Raw genomic sequence first — 17,501 nt, 5'->3', positions numbered from 1 at the left:
CAGACGCCCAAGTGGTTTGCGCTGACACGACAAACAGGAAGGTAGCAAAATGAAACTGCCCCGAATTCTTCAAACGCTTGCCGCCGTGATGGCCCTGCCCTGCGCTGCTGTTGCGCAGACCTCGGAAACGGCTGATCGCCCCAACATCCTTGTCATCTGGGGTGACGATATCGGCATGTGGAATATCAGCGCCTATCACCGCGGCATGATGGGGGGCAGCACCCCCAACATCGACCGTATCGCCAATGACGGCATGCTGTTCATGGATCACTACGCGCAGGCATCCTGCACGGCTGGTCGGGCGGCATTCCTGACAGGTCAATATCCGATGCGTCTCGGACTAAGCACCGTTGGTATTCCAGGATCCCCCATTGGCTTGCAGGAAGAAGACCCTACCCTTGCAGAAATGCTAAAAGAACACGGCTATGCCAACGGACAATTCGGCAAGAACCACCTTGGCGACCGGGACGAACACCTGCCGACCAACCACGGGTTCGACGAATTCTATGGCATTTTGTATCACCTCAATGCCGGGGAATATGTGGAACAATATGACTATCCCACCGGCAGCAAAGTCGCCGAACAAATAGCCCAACGTGGCGTTATCCATTCCGTGCATCAGGAAGACGGTTCGCAGGCGATTGAAGACCTTGGTGATTTCGGGCGCGAACGCCAAAGGACACTTGATCAGGAAGTCCTTGAGAAATCAAAACGCTTCATCCGCGATGCTGTCTCAGAGGACAAACCGTTCTTTGTCTGGCACAACACCACGCGCATGCATTACCGAACCAACCTGAGCGACGAATATGAAGGTGTCACCGGTTACGGCCTTTATGCTGATGGCATGAAGGAACTTGATGACGATGTTGGCGAACTTCTTGACCTTCTTGATGAACTTGGTGTGGCAGACAACACCATGGTCATGTTCTCGACCGATAATGGGGCCGCGTCCAACAGCTGGCCGGATGGCGGCAACCAGCCGTTCCGCGGTGAAAAAGGTGTTGGCGGTTATGAAGGCGGGTTCAGGGTTCCAATGGCAGTCAAATGGCCCGGCGTTGTGCCCCCCGGCACCACTACCGGCGAATTCATGACCATGGAAGACTGGGTACCAACCATCATGTCGCAGTTGGGTGAGAAGGATCTCAAGGAAAAGCTGCTTGATGGTCACAAGATTGGAGATCGCAAATACCGTGTCCATCTGGACGGTTATGATCAAACCGATATTCTGACCCAGGATGGCCCAACCAAACGCAAGGAGTTCTTCTATTTCACGGAAACGAAGTTCCACGGCTTGCGCTATGGCGATTGGAAATTCCTGTTTACCGAACAGGACCAATGGTTCAATGGGGTTACCAACAACCTGACCACGCCATTGATCACCAACCTGAAACTTGATCCGTTCGAACGGTTCCACGACGCACGCGGTTTTGATGAATGGCAGGAAAACCGTTCATGGACCCTTGCGCCGGCCATTGGTGTGGTAAACAAGTTCTTCCAGTCGTTTGAGGAATATCCCCCACGTCAGGCCAGCTTCACGGTCGATGTTGATGAAATTGTCCAGGACATGCAAAGGGGCAATTCGCGCTAAAAACAAAGCGTCCCCGAAAACCAACCCTTCGGGGACGCGTTCTTATCTTGCTTCCACACAAGTCGCCTATTCGATCTGCAGCACCATTTCATCACGCGCCGCAAAGGCGCCTGACCAGGTGGCGCGTGCCTTTTGTTCAATGACGGTCATTGTCGCATCGTCATGGTCCGGGTCATGATGGAAAAGTGCCAACTGTCTGGCATTGGCGGCCCGGCAAAGCCGAATGCCTTCCTGCCATGTCGAATGCCCCCACCCGACTTTCTGCGGGAATTCCTCGTCAGTGTAGGTACTGTCATAGATCACCAGATCAGCATCCTTGATAAAATCAAGAATGACCTGATCGGGTTTGCCAAGTTCATGTTCGGTATCGGTGACATAACAAACTGAATGGCCACCATATTCCACGCGAAACGCTGTCGCCCCATTGGGATGACGCAGTGGTGCAGTCTTGATCAAGATATCCGCCGCCGGGCGGAGTTCGTCACCGACATTGAAATCCTCGAATGTCAGCTTTGATTTCATGGCCGAAAGTGGCACAGGGAAAGTCGGGTCTGCCATCTGGGCCGAAAACACCCGTTCCACACCCCCCTGATTGGTCAGATGCCCCGCCATAACCCGAAAGGACGCGTTCGGGTTATAGGCCGGAACAAAGAATGGAAAGCCGTTAATGTGATCCCAATGTGTATGGGTCAGAAAGATATTGGCCTCGGTGACATTTCGCCGGATCAGGTCCTTGCCCAGATTTCGGATGCCGGTACCCGCATCAAAGATCAGAACCGTGTCGCCGACCGTCATCTCAACGCAACTGGTATTGCCACCGTAAACAACATGATCCGGTGATGGACAGGCAATGCTGCCTCGAACGCCCCAGAATTTAACCTTGATTGCCATTCACCAAATCCTGTCCAAGGATTGCCTGTTGATCGTCATACCCGGTTTTCACACTTTGAAACGATAACATCACACCACCATAAACCAATCATTGATTGCATCAGTTGCTGTCAATTCGCGTCGACCCTGGTGCCGATTGCAGCCCCCATCATCTGATCGGCACGCCCGCAATTAACCGCGACTTCACATAACCCGACCGAGTTATCGTAATGAAACGCCGTTCCTGACGGCACATCTGAAAATGTCCGGGCACCCGACAGTACATGTTTATTGATCGTGATTTTTTCATCCTTTGATCGTGCGAAAAGTCCGGTCATCAGATTGCCGTAAGGATCGACATAGATCACCTCGGCAAGTTCATCTGGCCATTCCTTTGCCGGGCCGAACCGTTGATCAAGCGGAATGCCGTGCGCGTCAAATTCCTGATTTGTTGCCAGCCACGATGCCACAGGGCCGAATATATCGCGCCCATGAAAACTTGCCGATGCACCATCGGGCATCCAGTCGATCACCTTGAGCGTCACGTTTTTCGCCCGGCGGATCACCATCTCAAACAACCCGTTATCCGGCCCGACAAAACAAACGCCATCCGCTTCGACAACAACCCCGTTGCGCGCGCTGCCCACACCGGGATCAACAACGGCCAAAACCACGTCGCCTTCCTGGAATTCGCGGCACAGCGCCGCAAGCAGGTAACTTGCCGCCTTTGGGTTTCGGTCCGGGGCATCGCACATCAGATCGCATACAGGCACATCAGGCGCATGTCGCATCACCACCGAACGCATTGTCCCGCTATATGGCCCATTCACACCAAAATCACTAAAGACAAAGATCATGGCTGATACTCAGGTCGTCGGTTGAAATTCAGATTTCCGGAAATGACAACGCCGGTGGCAACGTTTTGATCCCACCGGCGTTGTCATTAATTCGAATATGGGTCGAACAACGTGATCTGCTACTTAACTTCGCAGAATTGACCGCGTCGTTTCAGCTCCGCACAAAGCGAGTTGGCCGCACTGTCACTCAGGCCCGTGGCCATCAGACGATAATACGTACCTTTGCCCGGAATATTGGCGCGCGTGACGCCATGCTGCATCGAGGCAAGCTGCCGATAGCGCCCAGTCAGAATCTGCCAGCCACGTTCGGCCTGCGCTTCATTGCGATAAGATGCCAGATGCACCGATTTCGAACCGGTTGCAGCGGGTGCGGCTTTGGACATTTCCTCGCCGGCCTGAACCGGGCGGCTGTCCCCGGTTGCGACCCGGCGGACCGGTTCACCGGAGTTAAGCGTCATCGCCGTACCCTGTGCCGGTTCGACAATGGCGGCCTCAATCGCATCACGTTCACGTTTGAATTCATCAGGTGTGACCAGTTTCATCTGCTGCAGGTCTTCAATGCGCGCGATTTGGCGCGCAGCATCCATCAACCCTTGCGGTGCCGGTGGCGGTGTAGCGCGCTGACGCGGCTGGGCCGGCAACAACGCATCAAGAATGGCGGTGCGTTCCGCAACATGTTCCTGCACGGTGATTGCCCCGATCTGAAGCGCACGGTTTAGCTGGTTAAGACGCTGTTCGACCTGCGCACCTTCGGGCGGCGGATTATTCAAGAACGCAGATGGTGCCGGCTGGCTCATCGGCAACAGCGCACCAAGGTTGGCTGAACGGCGTGCGGAATATTCTTCGGGCGTGACAAGTCCGGTTGCCTGCAGGTTACGCAAGATGGCAAACCGCTTGGCAATCGCTTCGTCACCTGCCGACAATGCCGCCCCTGCCGGAATATCCATCGGCTTTGTCGCGCCGCTGGTCATTGTCGGAGACGGGCTTACAGGACGCCCGGCCGCAACCGCGGCGGCCCCATTGCCAAGTCCCGAAGGCCCACTGATGATTTGATCATTGATGCTAAGCGACCCTGGAAGACCACGTTCGAGCCGCGACAAATTGAACTCTGCCGCATCACGCAAGGGGCGCGGCTGTGTACCCGTCGCCGACGACATCAGGACCGTACCGGGCGGGTTCATCGCAATCAGCGTTTCATAGCCATCCTGCGCCCGATCCGGACGGTTGGTGTTTTGATAAAGGACCGATCGCCACAGCATTGCGTGACCATCCTGGGGATTCTTGCGCAATGCTTCGTCAAACAGTTTTTCCGCAGAAGCATAATCACCACTTGCCAGTTGCTGCAGACCAAGTGCGGTATAATTGTCATCTGCAAAGGACGTTGCTTCGTCCCAGAAATCCTGATCCAGCAGCGGCGCACAGGCCGACACCCATGAAACCATACCGATCACAGCAATGCTTTTGCCGATCTTCAGCCAGTTCCCGGTCCGCTTTGCAGATACCTGCATGGCGCCAATCCCCTATTCCTTAAATCCCGTTATCAGAAACCATGCTGTATTGCCGTAGAATATTCCAGCAAAACCCAGCATGAACTTCCCCCATACAGCATTGATTTTGCACCCTGCTTGCCAACAATTCGTTAAAGCATTTTCGACACTGCTTTTGACGCGGCACTTGTACTGCCATACGTATAGTTTCTATAAATAGAATAGTCTTAGAGTCTGGACCCAGACCATTAACCAGACCTTCAGAACATTATGATTTGATCAGACTTGGGTCTTCGGTGTATTCAACCGGCCAATAACGAGCCAAAAAAAACGTTCTCTCTTTCAGGGGTTTCGCGTGATTGAACCGCAGCAATATGGCCAGCAGGCCCTTCAGGAATACCTGTTGCTGGATTATGTGCAACGACTGGAGACCCGAAAATACGGGCACCGGGCGGTACATATTCACCTGTCGCGCCTAAAGCCGTTCCACCGCCGCGATTATCATATCCGCGTTGCGACCAATACCTTTGAAAGCTATGTAAAACTCTATGTCGGTCGTATTTTTGTTCTGACCAACAATGACCTGATCTTTGTCTGGAAAGACAAATCAATCGCCGATGTCGAACCGGCTGTTGATACCTTGCGCTATCTGTTCCGCGATGATCCGCTGTCGCAGGATGACAGCGAAGAAACCGGTTTCTGCACGTGGTTCAACCTGAACACCGAGTTTCAGGAATTCCTGCTGCTGTGTCAGCACCTTGATGATCGCGCCAAAAAGCTTCAGAAAAGCTTGAACATGCGCAGCGCCGTCCAGCGTGAAAAAGACAACAACACCCTGGGCCCGATCACCGCTGAAAACCTGGCCGAGCTTGAAGAAACCATCCACACCGCTGATCTGTCCGAACATATCCGGCAACAACCGGTGTGTGTCTTTGCCCATGGCGGGTCCAAGGAACTGCATCCGGTCTTTGACGAGTTCTTTGTCTCGATTGCCGATCTGCGCAATGCGCTGATGCCCAATATCGATCTGGCGTCCAACCGCTGGCTGTTCCAGCACATGACAGAGACGCTCGACAAACGCATGCTCAATTACCTGTGCAAGCGAACCTTCAAGACGCATGCGAGCTCGTTCTCGATCAACCTCAACCTTGGAACCCTGACGTCAAAGGATTTTGACAAGTTTGATGAAAACGTGCGCCGCAACTGGCCGGGGAACGTCATTATCGAGCTTAATCAGGTTGATCTGTTTTCGAACCTGGAGACCTATCTCAGTGTCCGCGATGACTTCCATCAACGCGGCTATCGTATCCTGATCGATAACCTGACTGTCGAGGCCCTGTCCTTTGTTGATCGCAAACGCCTGAAAGCAGACTTCATCAAGGTCGCCTGGCGCGAAGAGATGACCGATAACGTCATCCGCAAAAAGTACTCCGAGATGGACAACCTCGTGAAGAATTCTGGCCGCGAACGCGTGATCCTGTGCCGCTGCGATTCACCAACCGCGATCAAATTCGGCCAGTCGCTTGGCATTACCCTGTTCCAGGGCCGCTATATCGACAACATGATCGCTCGCCAGCGCCGTGCCAAACGCGATGGCGCCAAACCGGTCAAGCCCGCTGCCAAGAAACCAGCCCCCAGATAAATTCCAAACAATCGCCATCTCCTGACAAATTGGTCAGGAGGGGCGATGACGCATCACAAAGCTTCATTTCATCTCTTGGCAAGTTCGGAACAAAAGCAGTACAAATAAGCATGCTGTATGCGCTGTGCCCGGACTGCCATCACAAATGGCGACTGCATCTTGATCGACCGCTTCCCAAAAGCGGTGGCGGATCATACGTGCCCTGCCCGGTTTGCTCCTGCAAGCGCGCCATTGCCCATCCCGAACTCCCCGATCTTGCCATCGGTCACCTTGATTGCGATGCCTTTTATGCCTCGATCGAAAAGCGTGATCGACCGGAACTGATTGATCAGCCCGTGATTATCGGTGGCGGTCATCGCGGTGTTGTCGCAACCTGCTGTTATGTCGCGCGCAAATATGGTGTGCGTTCCGCCATGCCCGCCTTCAAGGCACGCGAACTTTGCCCGGATGCTGTGTTTCTGAAATCAGACATGAAGAAATATCAGCGAGAAGGCTATCGTATCCGTGACATGATGCGCGAATTAACGCCCGACATCGAGCCGCTGTCGATTGACGAGGCCTTCATGGACCTGTCCGGCGCCGCTGAAACCCACGGCAAGTCAGCGGCAGAATGTTTGGCCGACCTTCAGGCAACGATCAAACGCGAAGTCGGGATTACGGTCTCTATCGGGCTTTCCTATAACAAGTTCCTCGCCAAGATCTCGTCTGACCTCAACAAGCCGTTCGGCTTTTCCATGATCGGACGGCGCGAGGCGGTTGATTTCCTGGCCGACAAGCCAGTGCGCATGATGTGGGGTGTGGGGCCTGCTATGGAACGCAAACTGCACACAGACGGCATTACAACCATCGGCCAGCTGCAGGAAATGGATATCCACGCCCTGCAAGGTCGATATGGCAGTATCGGCAAGCGGTTCTTTTACTTTTCACGCGGCGAAGACAACCGGCGGGTTGAACAAAGTACGGAACGCAAAAGCCTGTCTTCGGAAACCACCTTTAACGAAGATATCGCAAGCCTGTCCGAGCTTTCCGAAATCGCCACCCGGCTTACGTCGCGGGTTGCAAGCGATCTCGCGCGCAAGGAAATCGCAGGCCACACGGTTGTGCTCAAGCTCAAATCATCGGATTTCAAAATCCGTACCCGCAACATGCGCCTGACCTATCCGACCTTGCGCGAAGAGGTCATTCTTGATGCTGCGCTGACCCTGCTTAAAAAGGAAACTGATGGCACGCGCTATCGCCTGCTTGGGGTCGGCGTTGCCGATCTGTATGCCGCCGATATGGCCGACCCGGTTGATCTTTTTGCCGGGGATGGTGCCACCGGCACAGATGATGACGCGGAAATGGAGTCTTCTCTGTCAGATGCCGTACGCAAGGTCATCGACCTGCCGCGCCCCACGGCAGAACAGCTTCGCGAAAGCCTGACACGGCGTTATCGCCAGCACAAAGGCAAAGCAAAACAACGGCGTTTTCCTTTCTAGGGACCTTGTGACCGGGATGCATCATTCCAATGTAATATTCCCGTTGCATTACCTCCCGGAACGGCTAAAAAACCCAAAAGTATAGTTACGGCGTTATAGAACACCTCCGCGCCCCGAAGACCGTCGAATGGGAGACCCAATGTTTGGCGTAGAACTTGATATCCGGACACTGGCATTTGTTGCGACATTGTCAGCCATCATTCAGGCACTGACCTTTTCGTCGCTTTGGATGGTGTCTCGCCGGGATAACGCGACCACACTTTGGGCCGTTGGTGGCATCGCCAATGCGATCGGATTTATTCTTTTGGGATTGCGGGGATTTATCCCCGACCTGGCATCAGTGGTGGCCGCCAATACGTTAATCGCGGCGGGTCACGCGTTCTATCTGTTCGGGCTTCAGGTATACACCAACAAGAAACCAAGCTATCGGATTGTCGGAATCGCGCTTGCGATTTATGCTGCACTGTTTGTCTATTTCAGCGTGTTTGTGCCGAATTTCGCCATGCGGGTCGTCGTCATTTCCGTGACGATCTCGGCCGTGTCGTTGGCAAGCTGCCTTGTCCTGGCGCAATCAAGGTGCCGGAAATTGACCGCGCCGGAGATCCTGATGGCGATCACCTTTGCCGCGCACTGCCTTTTCCATCTGGCGCGCGGTATCGTCGCCCTTGTTGATGATCAGGCGATGACCAAGCTGATGTCGGCCTCAACCATTCACATGCTGGCGTTTCTTGATGTGATTGTGTTCCTGCTGCTGACTGCCGTCGGGTTTACGGCGATGATCATTATCTCGCTCAACCTGTCACTGCGTGCAGAGGCACGCGCCAAGAACCGCCTGTTTACCGTTCTTGCCCATGACCTAAGAACACCGTTCCACGGGCTTGCCGGCCTGTCACTGATGGCGCAGCAGGATCTGGTGGCGGGCAATCCGGCGCAGGCGCTTGGCAATATCCGCAAACTGCATTCCTCGACCTCGGAAACCATGCGCTTTCTCGATGATCTTCTGGTTTGGGGACGCACCCTGTTTGACGAAGGCAAACCCGAACGGAGCGCCATCGACCTTGATGAACTGGTCGACAACACCATCAAGGTGTCACGCCCGCTTCTTGAAACCAAGTCGGTCCGGGTGATCAGCGAGGTGAGTGAACACACCGCCTATGGCATCGCACCGCATGCGGAAATGATCCTGCGCAACCTTCTGGTCAACGCTATCAAGTATTCCAACCCGCATGGCTCGATCACGATTGCAACGCAAAAGGCGGATGGCAAAGTCAGATTACAGGTTATCGACCGCGGTGTCGGCGCATCCGATGACATGATCGCTTCCTTTGCAGCCAGCTTGACCAGCTATGGCTCCAAGGACGGCACCAATGGCGAAATCGGTTCCGGCGTCGGGCTGTCGCTATGCCGGGATCTATGCCGCGAGGATGGCGAGGATATCTGGCTTGAACACAATCCCGAAGGCGGACTGATCGCGACCTTCACCCTGTCGCCCTTGCCAGACGAAAAAGCGGCCTGAATCAAAAAACGCCCGCCGAACCATCAGACGAGCATTTCAACATAACAGAATGTTATTTCCGAAAAAATATGGCGTCCCCTAGGGGATTCGAACCCCTGTTGCCGCCGTGAAAGGGCGGTGTCCTAGGCCTCTAGACGAAGGGGACACAAGCACAATAGAATTTGCGCGAATGTCGTGACGTTCGGTTGGTGGCGTCCCCTAGGGGATTCGAACCCCTGTTGCCGCCGTGAAAGGGCGGTGTCCTAGGCCTCTAGACGAAGGGGACACATACGCACCAATCGAAGTCAGTCTATGTTAACGAGTGGCGTCCCCTAGGGGATTCGAACCCCTGTTGCCGCCGTGAAAGGGCGGTGTCCTAGGCCTCTAGACGAAGGGGACGCAGCGCGTTAACGAGGCCGGTTTTTAGCGATTGGGTGGGGTCAGGTCAAGCGGCTTTTTCGCCCCTGTGACGTTTTTTTTAATCCCCTGCCGGAAATGATGCCATTCCCGACCAAATACTGAAAAACCCTGCCACCTTGTTTAACCAGACGGTTTATTCGCTTTCCTTCCGGCCCTGGACGGACAGATGAGGCTTCACCCACCCTCCGACAAGGGCCGATTACATTTCTTTATTGCGACCGGCGCCGCGTTCCGAACCAGAAACAACCGCCCGCCAATGCAAGGCCGCAACCAAGGAACACGAACATCGCCTTGTATCCGGTATCCGGGTCGGCCTCATAGTGGCCGACAATCAATCCGGCGATCCCCTGCAAAACGAAAAGCCCGCCAAAGGTCGCAAGATTGATCGTGGTCAGTGCACGGCCAATCTGATGTTCGGCCACAGCCTTGCGCGATGCGGCGTAGTTAAGCGTCGCACTGCTGCCCAGGAACCCGTGCAGCAACATCAACACCATGGCAACACCCGTTCCCAGCGGCCCGACAAAGGCCTGCAACAAGCAGGCAACCGCCCCAACCAGAACAGCAAAGGTGATCAGGCCACGGGTATTTTCGGGCATCATGCGCGACAATTGCCCATAGGTTGGCGGACCAATGATCATACCGATTGTCATCACCAGCAGGATATTACCGACCTCGACCGCGCCAAGATCAAATACATCATGCAAATACGGCCCGCCCCAAAGCCCGCGCACGGTCAAAATTGTCGGATAGCTGAAAAACGCGACGCCTGAAAGCAACCAGACCTGCCGGTTCGACCAGACCGACATCATGCCACGCAAGACGTCCATGACGCTCTCGCCGCGCTGAGCATGGGCAGCATGGCCCGGCGGGTTGTCGCGCACCAGAATGAAATCAAGCACGACCGCAATCAGCGCAATACCGGCAAGGCCATAATAAACTGTCCGCCAGCCATAGGCCTCCACCAGTGTTGCAAGCGGGGTGGCCGATGCCAGAACCCCCATCAGACTGAAGGACACAATCAGCCCGGATGCCGCGGCAAATTTTTCTGGCGCGGTCCAGCGCGCCGCCAGAACAAGCGCAGACATGAAAGCCGCCGAACAGCCAATACCAATCACCGCCTGCCCGGTCATCAGACCCAGCACACTTTGTGCATTGGCAAAGACAAACACGCCGATCACGCTAATAACCGTCAGGAAACCGTTGGTGAGCCGCGGCCCATACCGGTCCAGCAACACCCCGACCGGGATCTGCATCAGGGCAAAGGCGAAATGGAAACTGCCCGAAATCAGACCAAGCTGTTCGGGCGTCACGGCAAGTTCCTCGCGCAACGGCCCGGCCAACAAGGCCTGGGCAGAACGGAAAAACTGACTAAGTGAAAAAGCCAGCATGATCGGCATCAGAACGATCAGAAACGTTCCGATCCCGTGCGGCGTATGTGTGGGGCTTGGATTTTTTGTCATGGTGCTATCTGGCTTAATGCCAAGACGCCAAAGCGGCAAGCTTTTGCGTGACATGGCAAACATGCACACATGCCCCGAAATCAGATACCATCACGCCGAAAAGTCGCCAGCAGCAGCTTAATCCACCGCCCTACTGGCTTAGTAGCAGGCCACGTTCAATCCTTGGGGACTGGTTCATGATAACACCATATTGCGACACAATCCGGTCAAACTGGCCGTCTTTGACAATTTCGTCATAGGCATGCTGCCAGACTCTGACGATCTCGGGCGATGTCTGCGCAGAGAAAGCCAAATAAAGATCAGCACTCGAAAACGCATAAACCATCTCGACATCATCACGCTCAAGCGTGCTGTTTTTAAGCTGCTCGTACAACTCGATATCTGATGACACAATAAGATCGATCCGACCTTTTTCGAGCATGCCCACAACGCCGCCGGAATGATGGATGGGTTCAAGGTTTTCAAACCCATAGGAGCGCAAGGCCAATTCAGCAGCACCGCCTGCCTGCACACCGATCAGACCGGCCTGACGCAGGTCTTCGATGTCGTGCACCGGACTTGCTGAGTCGGCACGCTGAAAAATTCCCGCATTGATCGGCACAACCGGCCCGACCCACTGATAGGACTCTTCACGTTGCGGCGTTCTGGTCATCGAGAAAACGCCAACATTCGCCTCGCCATCAATACGCAGAAGAACACGCTTCCATGGCAAGACATCAATATCCTTGCCATAGCCCAGCCGGGTTGCCATGGCCTGCACGACTTCGGCACCGATGCCGCGCAGGTGGCCTTGGTCATCAAGGAAATTGAACGGTGGGTATTCTTCTGTAAGCAGGGTTACGCCCAACGCATCGACAAGATGGCTCGGATCTGCCTTTTCCAACGCATGCGCCTGTGCATTCCCCGCGACGATAACCGTCGCAAGAAGAACAAAAAATGCCTGAACCAGCAGCACAAAGCGGTGTGCGCACAGCTTGTCACGATTGCGCGCACATGCCTGATCGGGTCCATCTATTGCGAACATGCTGTGGCGCTTGTCATACGTTTCTGGCGGGTAATGCAACCAATACACCTGTGGGAAAGCCATGCGGATCAAAGAAGCAATTAAATCATCATACCAATAATGAAATTTGCTATCAATCCAAAGACCACACTTTCGTATAGACCACGTCCGTCAAACGGGTAATGCCACATCATCAATGATCAGCTGCACACCATCACGCCCCTGCCAGCTATCGCGGCGCAAATGCCCCAGAACATGCAACGGGCGTCCACCATGCTTGATCAGGGTCTGGCCCATATCATTATCTAGGCATCTGAACGCAATCGCCTTGAGCCGTCCCTGCCCGTTTGACCCGGTCAGGATGCAACGCACATGATCCTGCCCGACAACGTCGGCCTTGACCGCCCGGCAATCAACAAAGGCAAATCGGGGCTCGGCATTGCCCGCACCAAAAGGCCCCAGCTTTTCAAGTGAGTCGATAAGATCAAGTGTCGCGCCCTTGGCGTGAAGCGCCCCATCGACCGTGATGGTCGGGCGGATGTCATTTTCGGCGATGATCTTGGCAAAGCGCTCTTCAAGAAACGCTTCAAACGCTTCAAGCTTTTCGGGATCAAGGGTAAAGCCCGCCGCCATATGGTGCCCGCCACCATTGATCAGAAGCCCGGCCTGACGCGCCGCAATGATCGCATCGCCAAGGTCAATACCCCGCACAGATCGCGCAGAGCCCTTATAGACCCCGTCAACCATCCCCATCACAAGCGACGGCACGTGATATCGATCCTTAAGCCTGCTTGCGACAATACCGATTACGCCGGGGTGCCAGTCTTCGCCACCAACCAGCACCATGGAGCCGACCTTTGACCTGCCCTCGACCGCACTGATCGCCTGATCAAGGACGATATCCTCAATCGCCTTGCGCTCTCGGTTATAGTCATCAAGTCTGCGGGCGATATCCTGCGCCTCTGCGGCGTTCTCGCCCGAAAGCAGGGTGGTGCCCAGAAAACTCTCGCCAACGCGCCCACCGGCATTCACACGCGGCCCAAGGACATAACCAAGGTGATAGGCACTGGGCACTTCGTTGACCCCGGCAATATCGGCAAGCGATGTAATGCCAATGTTGCTGCGATGCTTCATCACCTTAAGGCCCTGGGTCACGAATGCCCGGTTCAACCCGCGCAGCGGCACCACATCGCACACTGTGCCAAGGGCAACCAGATCAAGCCAGTTGCGCAAATCGGGTGCGCGAACGCTCTGCTTTTCAAGCCAGCCGCGATTGCGCAATTCACGCAGCAACGCGACACAAACCAGAAACGCCACACCCGCCGCACAGAGATGCCCAAGTCCGCTTTCATCATCCAGCCGGTTGGGGTTCACGACCGCGACCGCAGGCGGCAATTCCGGCTCTGCCGCGTGGTGGTCGACAACGATGATCTCGATCCCGGCATCGCGGGCTTCTTGCAGCGGCGCATAGGCCGTTACCCCGCAATCGACCGTCAGGATCAGCTTGGCACCCTTGCGCTGCAGCTCCAGAAGGGCTGGCGCATTCGGGCCATAGCCCTCTTTCATGCGATCGGGAATATGGACAGGAACATCAACACCAATGGCGCGGAAAAAGCGTTTCAGAAGAGCCGTACTGGTCGCGCCATCAACGTCATAGTCGCCAAAAACAGCAATCCCCTCGCCCGCCTCGATGGCGTCGGCAATGCGTGTGGCTGCCTTGTCCATATCCTGCAAGGTCGATGGATCGGGCATCAAATCGCGTAGTGTCGGTGACAGGAAACTTTCGGCGTCATCAAGGTCAATGCCGCGCGCGGCCATCACCCGGCCCACAATCTCGGGTACGCCAAAACGCTGGGCTATCGTGGTTGCCAGTCGCTCGTTATTTGCGCGTTCCCGCCACCATTTTCCGGTGACGGATCGCTCAATACCCATAAAGGTCGTTTCGTCTGCATGCTCTGTCATGCCCTATGGAATAGCGCAATCTCGGGCGGTCTGAAACCGGATATTTTGCCAATCGATCAAACCGCGCCAAGACATGGCAACCCCTAGTCGACCCGGTTTTCCCCACACCATTTCAAAACGTTCTCGGCGTCTGCGGCCGGGTCATCAACGGGATAGAACACCTTGGTGATCTTGCCGTCATCAATGACCATGGTCAGACGCTTGAACAGGCGCATGCCATCGGCTTCGAAATCCGGCATCGCCATGGCTTCCTTGAAGCGATGATCGGCGTCTGACAGCAACGAAAATGGCAGATGAAGACGCTCGGCCGCATCTTTCTGGTAATCAGTCGTCTGGCTTGAAAGCCCGAACAGGTTGGCGACACCAACCGCACGAAATTCGGCCGCATGATCGCGGAATGAGCAGGATTGCGGTGTGCAGCCCTTCGCCCCGGGAATTTCATCCCAACCTTCGGGCGACGGCACACCGGGCTCCGCTGTGCGTGGATAGACATAGACAACCGTGCGGCCCGTCAATGTCGTCAAATCAACCGATGTGTCATTGGTTGCTGACAACCCCATCGCAGGCAGGATCTGCCCCGTCAGCCGCACAATTACGTGCACATCACTCTCGCCATCCATTCGAATTTCTCCCGAAGAAAATAGAACTTTTTAAGTCCATAAGGTCTTCAGGATAGTTAGGATTTAAAAAGTAGAAAAGAAGAGGCGTTTGCACATTGTGGAAACATCATTTCCCAATGCGCCTGTCACCACTGAATGCATTTAATCAAAGTCGAAGTTCGGGCTCAGGGCGTATGGATTTTGCATCGATCCCGTACCAGCTCTGTAACCCGCTCCATTGCGGTGTCTGGAACGTGGTCCGGATCATCATAGATCTCGTTTGGCAGAACATTGGACAAATCGACATGTGGAATATCAAGGCTTGAAGCCAATGACTTGAAAAATTTCTCAGCACTTCTAAAGCCATCCAATGCTTGCGCAGCCTGCAGGTAATCATGGGAAACCGGGTATCTCACAAGGCAAACGGCTGCACCTTGTGCCTTCACTTGCTCAACCATGTTTCTATATTGGTCTGCTGCAGGCAATTCGGAAACATTTGGAACCGGAGTATGTAATTGTACGCGTATCGCGACAGTTCGATCCCAATCCCCTTCCTCTGATTGCCCATCATTATGTCGGGTATCTCCCTTTTGACCTTTGAGCATCTCGAGAGGTTTTCCAAGCAGAGTCCAAAACATTCGTTTGAGATACTGGCGATAGCGTGGATCCAGAATAAGCAAACGAATTGCCGGTTCTGACTTTAAAGCATCAATTCTGCCTGTTTGATTAGCTGACAAACGATAGAAAGAGAATATTTGCGGATCTGCTGGCAGTATTATCCCCTGCACTCCTCCCCGCTCCAATCGCAAGGATACCTTCCCACTTATGGCTTCAAGATTGTCAGAGGCTTGACCTAAGTTGTCCAACCAATCAGACGACAATAATCCGCCTTCGACATGAGAATCTCCGAAGGCGACCCACGGTGCACTCCCATTCAGGAATCTATCACGATAAGCTTGATCGTTCGCAGCATCAGTTGCTTGCGAACGCAGAAATATTTCCAAGCTGAGAAGGATTATCGCAAGAAGAAAACTTCCACCGAGGAAGGCTGTTTTCAAGAACAGTTTAGAATTGGAAGTAGATAAACTCACCAGCTTTTCCTTGCATACCCAACATCCAAAGATAGGCGCTTAGTACTGCAATCACACAGCCAGTAGCAACAGAAGGCCTCCAGCACATCCACAGAGCGACCGGCTCGGCCCGCTTATCTAGCACCACATCATACCGTCCCATGATTTGTTGCGTATTAGGCAGCAACCAAACAAACAACAGTAGCAAGCTAAGCTGCAAGAGCTGCATACCACCACCATAAACAGACAAAGAACCAAACTTCACCCCAATCGACGCCAGAGTATCTCCAAACGCACTTGGCAAAAGTCCTTTATAGTGCACAGGCAACACAACTCCGTTCAATCCAATCATGCCCTTGAAAACCAGAACAGACGCGTCCCACGTTTGCGCTCTGAATGGAACCCAAGCAAAGACCACTGCCAGAAATGTTATCAAGAACCCTAAAACTTTCGGAAATTCGAACAGCTTTAGTGCCCGCCAAAGATGATTTACGAGCAAATATCCACCATGCAACCCCCCCCACAGAACGAACTGCCAACTTGCTCCGTGCCACAGCCCTGCAAGCAACATCACAATAGTAAGATTTAGATATCGTCGTGAAGGACCTTTCCTATTCCCGCCCAACGGGATGTAGAGATAGTCCCTCAAGAAACTTGAAAGCGTAATATGCCAGCGCCGCCAGAAATCAATAATCGAAGTTGCCTTGTAGGGAGAATTAAAGTTCTCCGGCAGTCGGATTCCCAACATTTTCGACAGCCCGATTGCCATATCAGAGTATGATGAAAAATCAAAATAAATCAAAAGAGTAAATGAAATAGCTCCAACCCAACTATCGATCATACTTGGTGCAATTCCGTTTACAGCACCGTTGAATACGGAGTCAGACCAGTAAACAACAAAATCAGCTAGGACGAGCTTTTTAAACAGTCCTATCACAAAGATGGTAAAGCCTACCGCGAGGTTCTCGGAAACATTGGTCATCTTGTCCGAAAACTGCCTTATCAGGCTGCGATGATGAACCAACGGGCCAGCAATCAGATGCGGGAAAAACGTCACGAAAAGAAAGTATGGCGCAAATTCATCCTTGCTGGTTTCGCCTTTTGCCGCGTCTACGATATATGCGATTTGTAGAAACGTAAAAAATGATACGCCCAAAGGTAGTTCAAGTGAAGGCGCATCTAGTTCTACCGAAAAAGCCTCGCCAACAACTCCCGCAATAAAACCAAGATATTTAAAGCTGATTAGCACCAGCAGATTTGCCGACACACCAAAAAATAGGGCGACCTTGCGGCGTCGAACATTTTTACACTGAACAAGGTAGTTTCCAAGAAAGTAATTGAAAACAATTGATGCCACGAGAAGCGGGACAAAATCTGGATTCCACCATCCATAAAAGACAAGCGAAGCCACACACAAGAAATAAATGAAGAAAGTCTTGCTGTCTTTTCGACCTGCCCATATCGCGATCGACATTGTCACAGGCATGAACAAGTACAAGAACGCAAGTTCATGAAAAAGCAAAGCCAGCCCCTCTGTCTTCAAACAAGCAATTATTCCTTTTCAGACCGC

13 protein-coding genes and 3 tRNA genes are annotated in these 17,501 nt (G+C 53.7%); 4 read left to right on the top strand and 12 right to left on the bottom strand.

The window, feature by feature from the left end:
- Positions 1-49: 49 nt before the first annotated feature.
- Positions 50-1,588, top strand: a complete 1,539-nt coding sequence (locus tag AUQ43_RS05780; RefSeq protein ID WP_198157152.1) for an arylsulfatase — start codon at positions 50-52, stop codon at positions 1,586-1,588.
- A gap of 66 nt (positions 1,589-1,654) precedes the next feature.
- Here AUQ43_RS05780 and AUQ43_RS05775 read toward each other — a convergent pair whose 3' ends face one another.
- From AUQ43_RS05775 to AUQ43_RS05765, 3 genes are all read right to left on the bottom strand, one after another.
- Positions 1,655-2,479: an MBL fold metallo-hydrolase gene (locus tag AUQ43_RS05775; protein ID WP_062955323.1), complete on the bottom strand. Its 825-nt coding sequence runs from the start codon at positions 2,477-2,479 to the stop codon at positions 1,655-1,657.
- A gap of 110 nt (positions 2,480-2,589) precedes the next feature.
- A complete protein-coding gene (locus AUQ43_RS05770) occupies positions 2,590-3,315 on the bottom strand; it encodes an S-adenosyl-l-methionine hydroxide adenosyltransferase family protein (protein ID WP_062955322.1) in 726 nt (241 codons plus the stop codon).
- 119 nt (positions 3,316-3,434) lie between these two features.
- Positions 3,435-4,823, bottom strand: coding sequence for an SPOR domain-containing protein (locus AUQ43_RS05765; protein ID WP_062955321.1), 1,389 nt, complete (start codon positions 4,821-4,823; stop codon positions 3,435-3,437).
- Between the two features lie 334 nt (positions 4,824-5,157).
- Between AUQ43_RS05765 and AUQ43_RS05760 the strand changes: the two genes are divergently transcribed.
- From AUQ43_RS05760 to AUQ43_RS05750, 3 genes are all read left to right on the top strand, one after another.
- Entirely contained in the window at positions 5,158-6,444 is a 1,287-nt protein-coding gene (locus tag AUQ43_RS05760; protein WP_062955320.1) for an EAL domain-containing protein, read from the top strand.
- Positions 6,445-6,554: 110 nt separating this feature from the next.
- Entirely contained in the window at positions 6,555-7,922 is a 1,368-nt protein-coding gene (locus AUQ43_RS05755; RefSeq protein WP_062955319.1) for a DNA polymerase IV, read from the top strand.
- A gap of 139 nt (positions 7,923-8,061) precedes the next feature.
- A complete protein-coding gene (locus AUQ43_RS05750) occupies positions 8,062-9,438 on the top strand; it encodes a sensor histidine kinase KdpD (RefSeq protein ID WP_062955318.1) in 1,377 nt (458 codons plus the stop codon).
- A 69-nt stretch (positions 9,439-9,507) separates the two neighbouring features.
- Here the strand turns inward: AUQ43_RS05750 and AUQ43_RS05745 are convergent.
- The 9 genes from AUQ43_RS05745 to AUQ43_RS05705 form a co-directional block, all read right to left on the bottom strand.
- Positions 9,508-9,583 (bottom strand) — tRNA-Glu (locus tag AUQ43_RS05745).
- Between the two features lie 44 nt (positions 9,584-9,627).
- A tRNA-Glu gene (locus tag AUQ43_RS05740) sits at positions 9,628-9,703 on the bottom strand.
- Between the two features lie 37 nt (positions 9,704-9,740).
- Positions 9,741-9,816: transfer RNA gene (locus tag AUQ43_RS05735), tRNA-Glu, on the bottom strand.
- Between the two features lie 230 nt (positions 9,817-10,046).
- Entirely contained in the window at positions 10,047-11,297 is a 1,251-nt protein-coding gene (locus AUQ43_RS05730; RefSeq protein ID WP_062955394.1) for an MFS transporter, read from the bottom strand.
- Positions 11,298-11,427: 130 nt separating this feature from the next.
- Positions 11,428-12,321: an ABC transporter substrate-binding protein gene (locus tag AUQ43_RS05725; protein ID WP_181838547.1), complete on the bottom strand. Its 894-nt coding sequence runs from the start codon at positions 12,319-12,321 to the stop codon at positions 11,428-11,430.
- Positions 12,322-12,471: 150 nt separating this feature from the next.
- A complete protein-coding gene (recJ, locus tag AUQ43_RS05720; RefSeq protein ID WP_062955316.1) occupies positions 12,472-14,262 on the bottom strand; it encodes a single-stranded-DNA-specific exonuclease RecJ in 1,791 nt (596 codons plus the stop codon).
- An 83-nt stretch (positions 14,263-14,345) separates the two neighbouring features.
- Entirely contained in the window at positions 14,346-14,882 is a 537-nt protein-coding gene (locus AUQ43_RS05715; protein ID WP_062955315.1) for a peroxiredoxin, read from the bottom strand.
- Positions 14,883-15,046: 164 nt separating this feature from the next.
- Positions 15,047-15,952, bottom strand: coding sequence for a hypothetical protein (locus AUQ43_RS05710; protein ID WP_114129826.1), 906 nt, complete (start codon positions 15,950-15,952; stop codon positions 15,047-15,049).
- Entirely contained in the window at positions 15,927-17,474 is a 1,548-nt protein-coding gene (locus tag AUQ43_RS05705) for an MBOAT family protein (RefSeq protein ID WP_062955313.1), read from the bottom strand. The genes AUQ43_RS05710 and AUQ43_RS05705 overlap by 26 nt, the downstream gene beginning before the upstream one ends.
- Between the last annotated feature and the right edge of the window lie 27 nt (positions 17,475-17,501).

The organism is Thalassospira sp. MCCC 1A01148, assembly GCF_001613795.1.
Lineage (GTDB): Bacteria > Pseudomonadota > Alphaproteobacteria > Rhodospirillales > Thalassospiraceae > Thalassospira.
The sequence above is the reverse complement of the archived record's forward strand: the minus strand, read 5'-3'. Positions and strand labels throughout refer to the sequence as shown.

Coding starts and splice junctions, on each gene's coding strand:
- AUQ43_RS05780 (WP_198157152.1), top strand. CDS start 50: ATGAAACTGCCCCGAATTCTTCAAACGCTTGCCGCCGTGATGGCCCTG.
- AUQ43_RS05730 (WP_062955394.1), bottom strand. CDS start 11,297: ATGACAAAAAATCCAAGCCCCACACATACGCCGCACGGGATCGGAACG.
- recJ (WP_062955316.1), bottom strand. CDS start 14,262: ATGACAGAGCATGCAGACGAAACGACCTTTATGGGTATTGAGCGATCC.
- AUQ43_RS05750 (WP_062955318.1), top strand. CDS start 8,062: ATGTTTGGCGTAGAACTTGATATCCGGACACTGGCATTTGTTGCGACA.
- AUQ43_RS05770 (WP_062955322.1), bottom strand. CDS start 3,315: ATGATCTTTGTCTTTAGTGATTTTGGTGTGAATGGGCCATATAGCGGG.
- AUQ43_RS05755 (WP_062955319.1), top strand. CDS start 6,555: ATGCTGTATGCGCTGTGCCCGGACTGCCATCACAAATGGCGACTGCAT.
- AUQ43_RS05765 (WP_062955321.1), bottom strand. CDS start 4,823: ATGCAGGTATCTGCAAAGCGGACCGGGAACTGGCTGAAGATCGGCAAA.
- AUQ43_RS05725 (WP_181838547.1), bottom strand. CDS start 12,321: ATGTTCGCAATAGATGGACCCGATCAGGCATGTGCGCGCAATCGTGAC.
- AUQ43_RS05775 (WP_062955323.1), bottom strand. CDS start 2,479: ATGGCAATCAAGGTTAAATTCTGGGGCGTTCGAGGCAGCATTGCCTGT.
- AUQ43_RS05715 (WP_062955315.1), bottom strand. CDS start 14,882: ATGGATGGCGAGAGTGATGTGCACGTAATTGTGCGGCTGACGGGGCAG.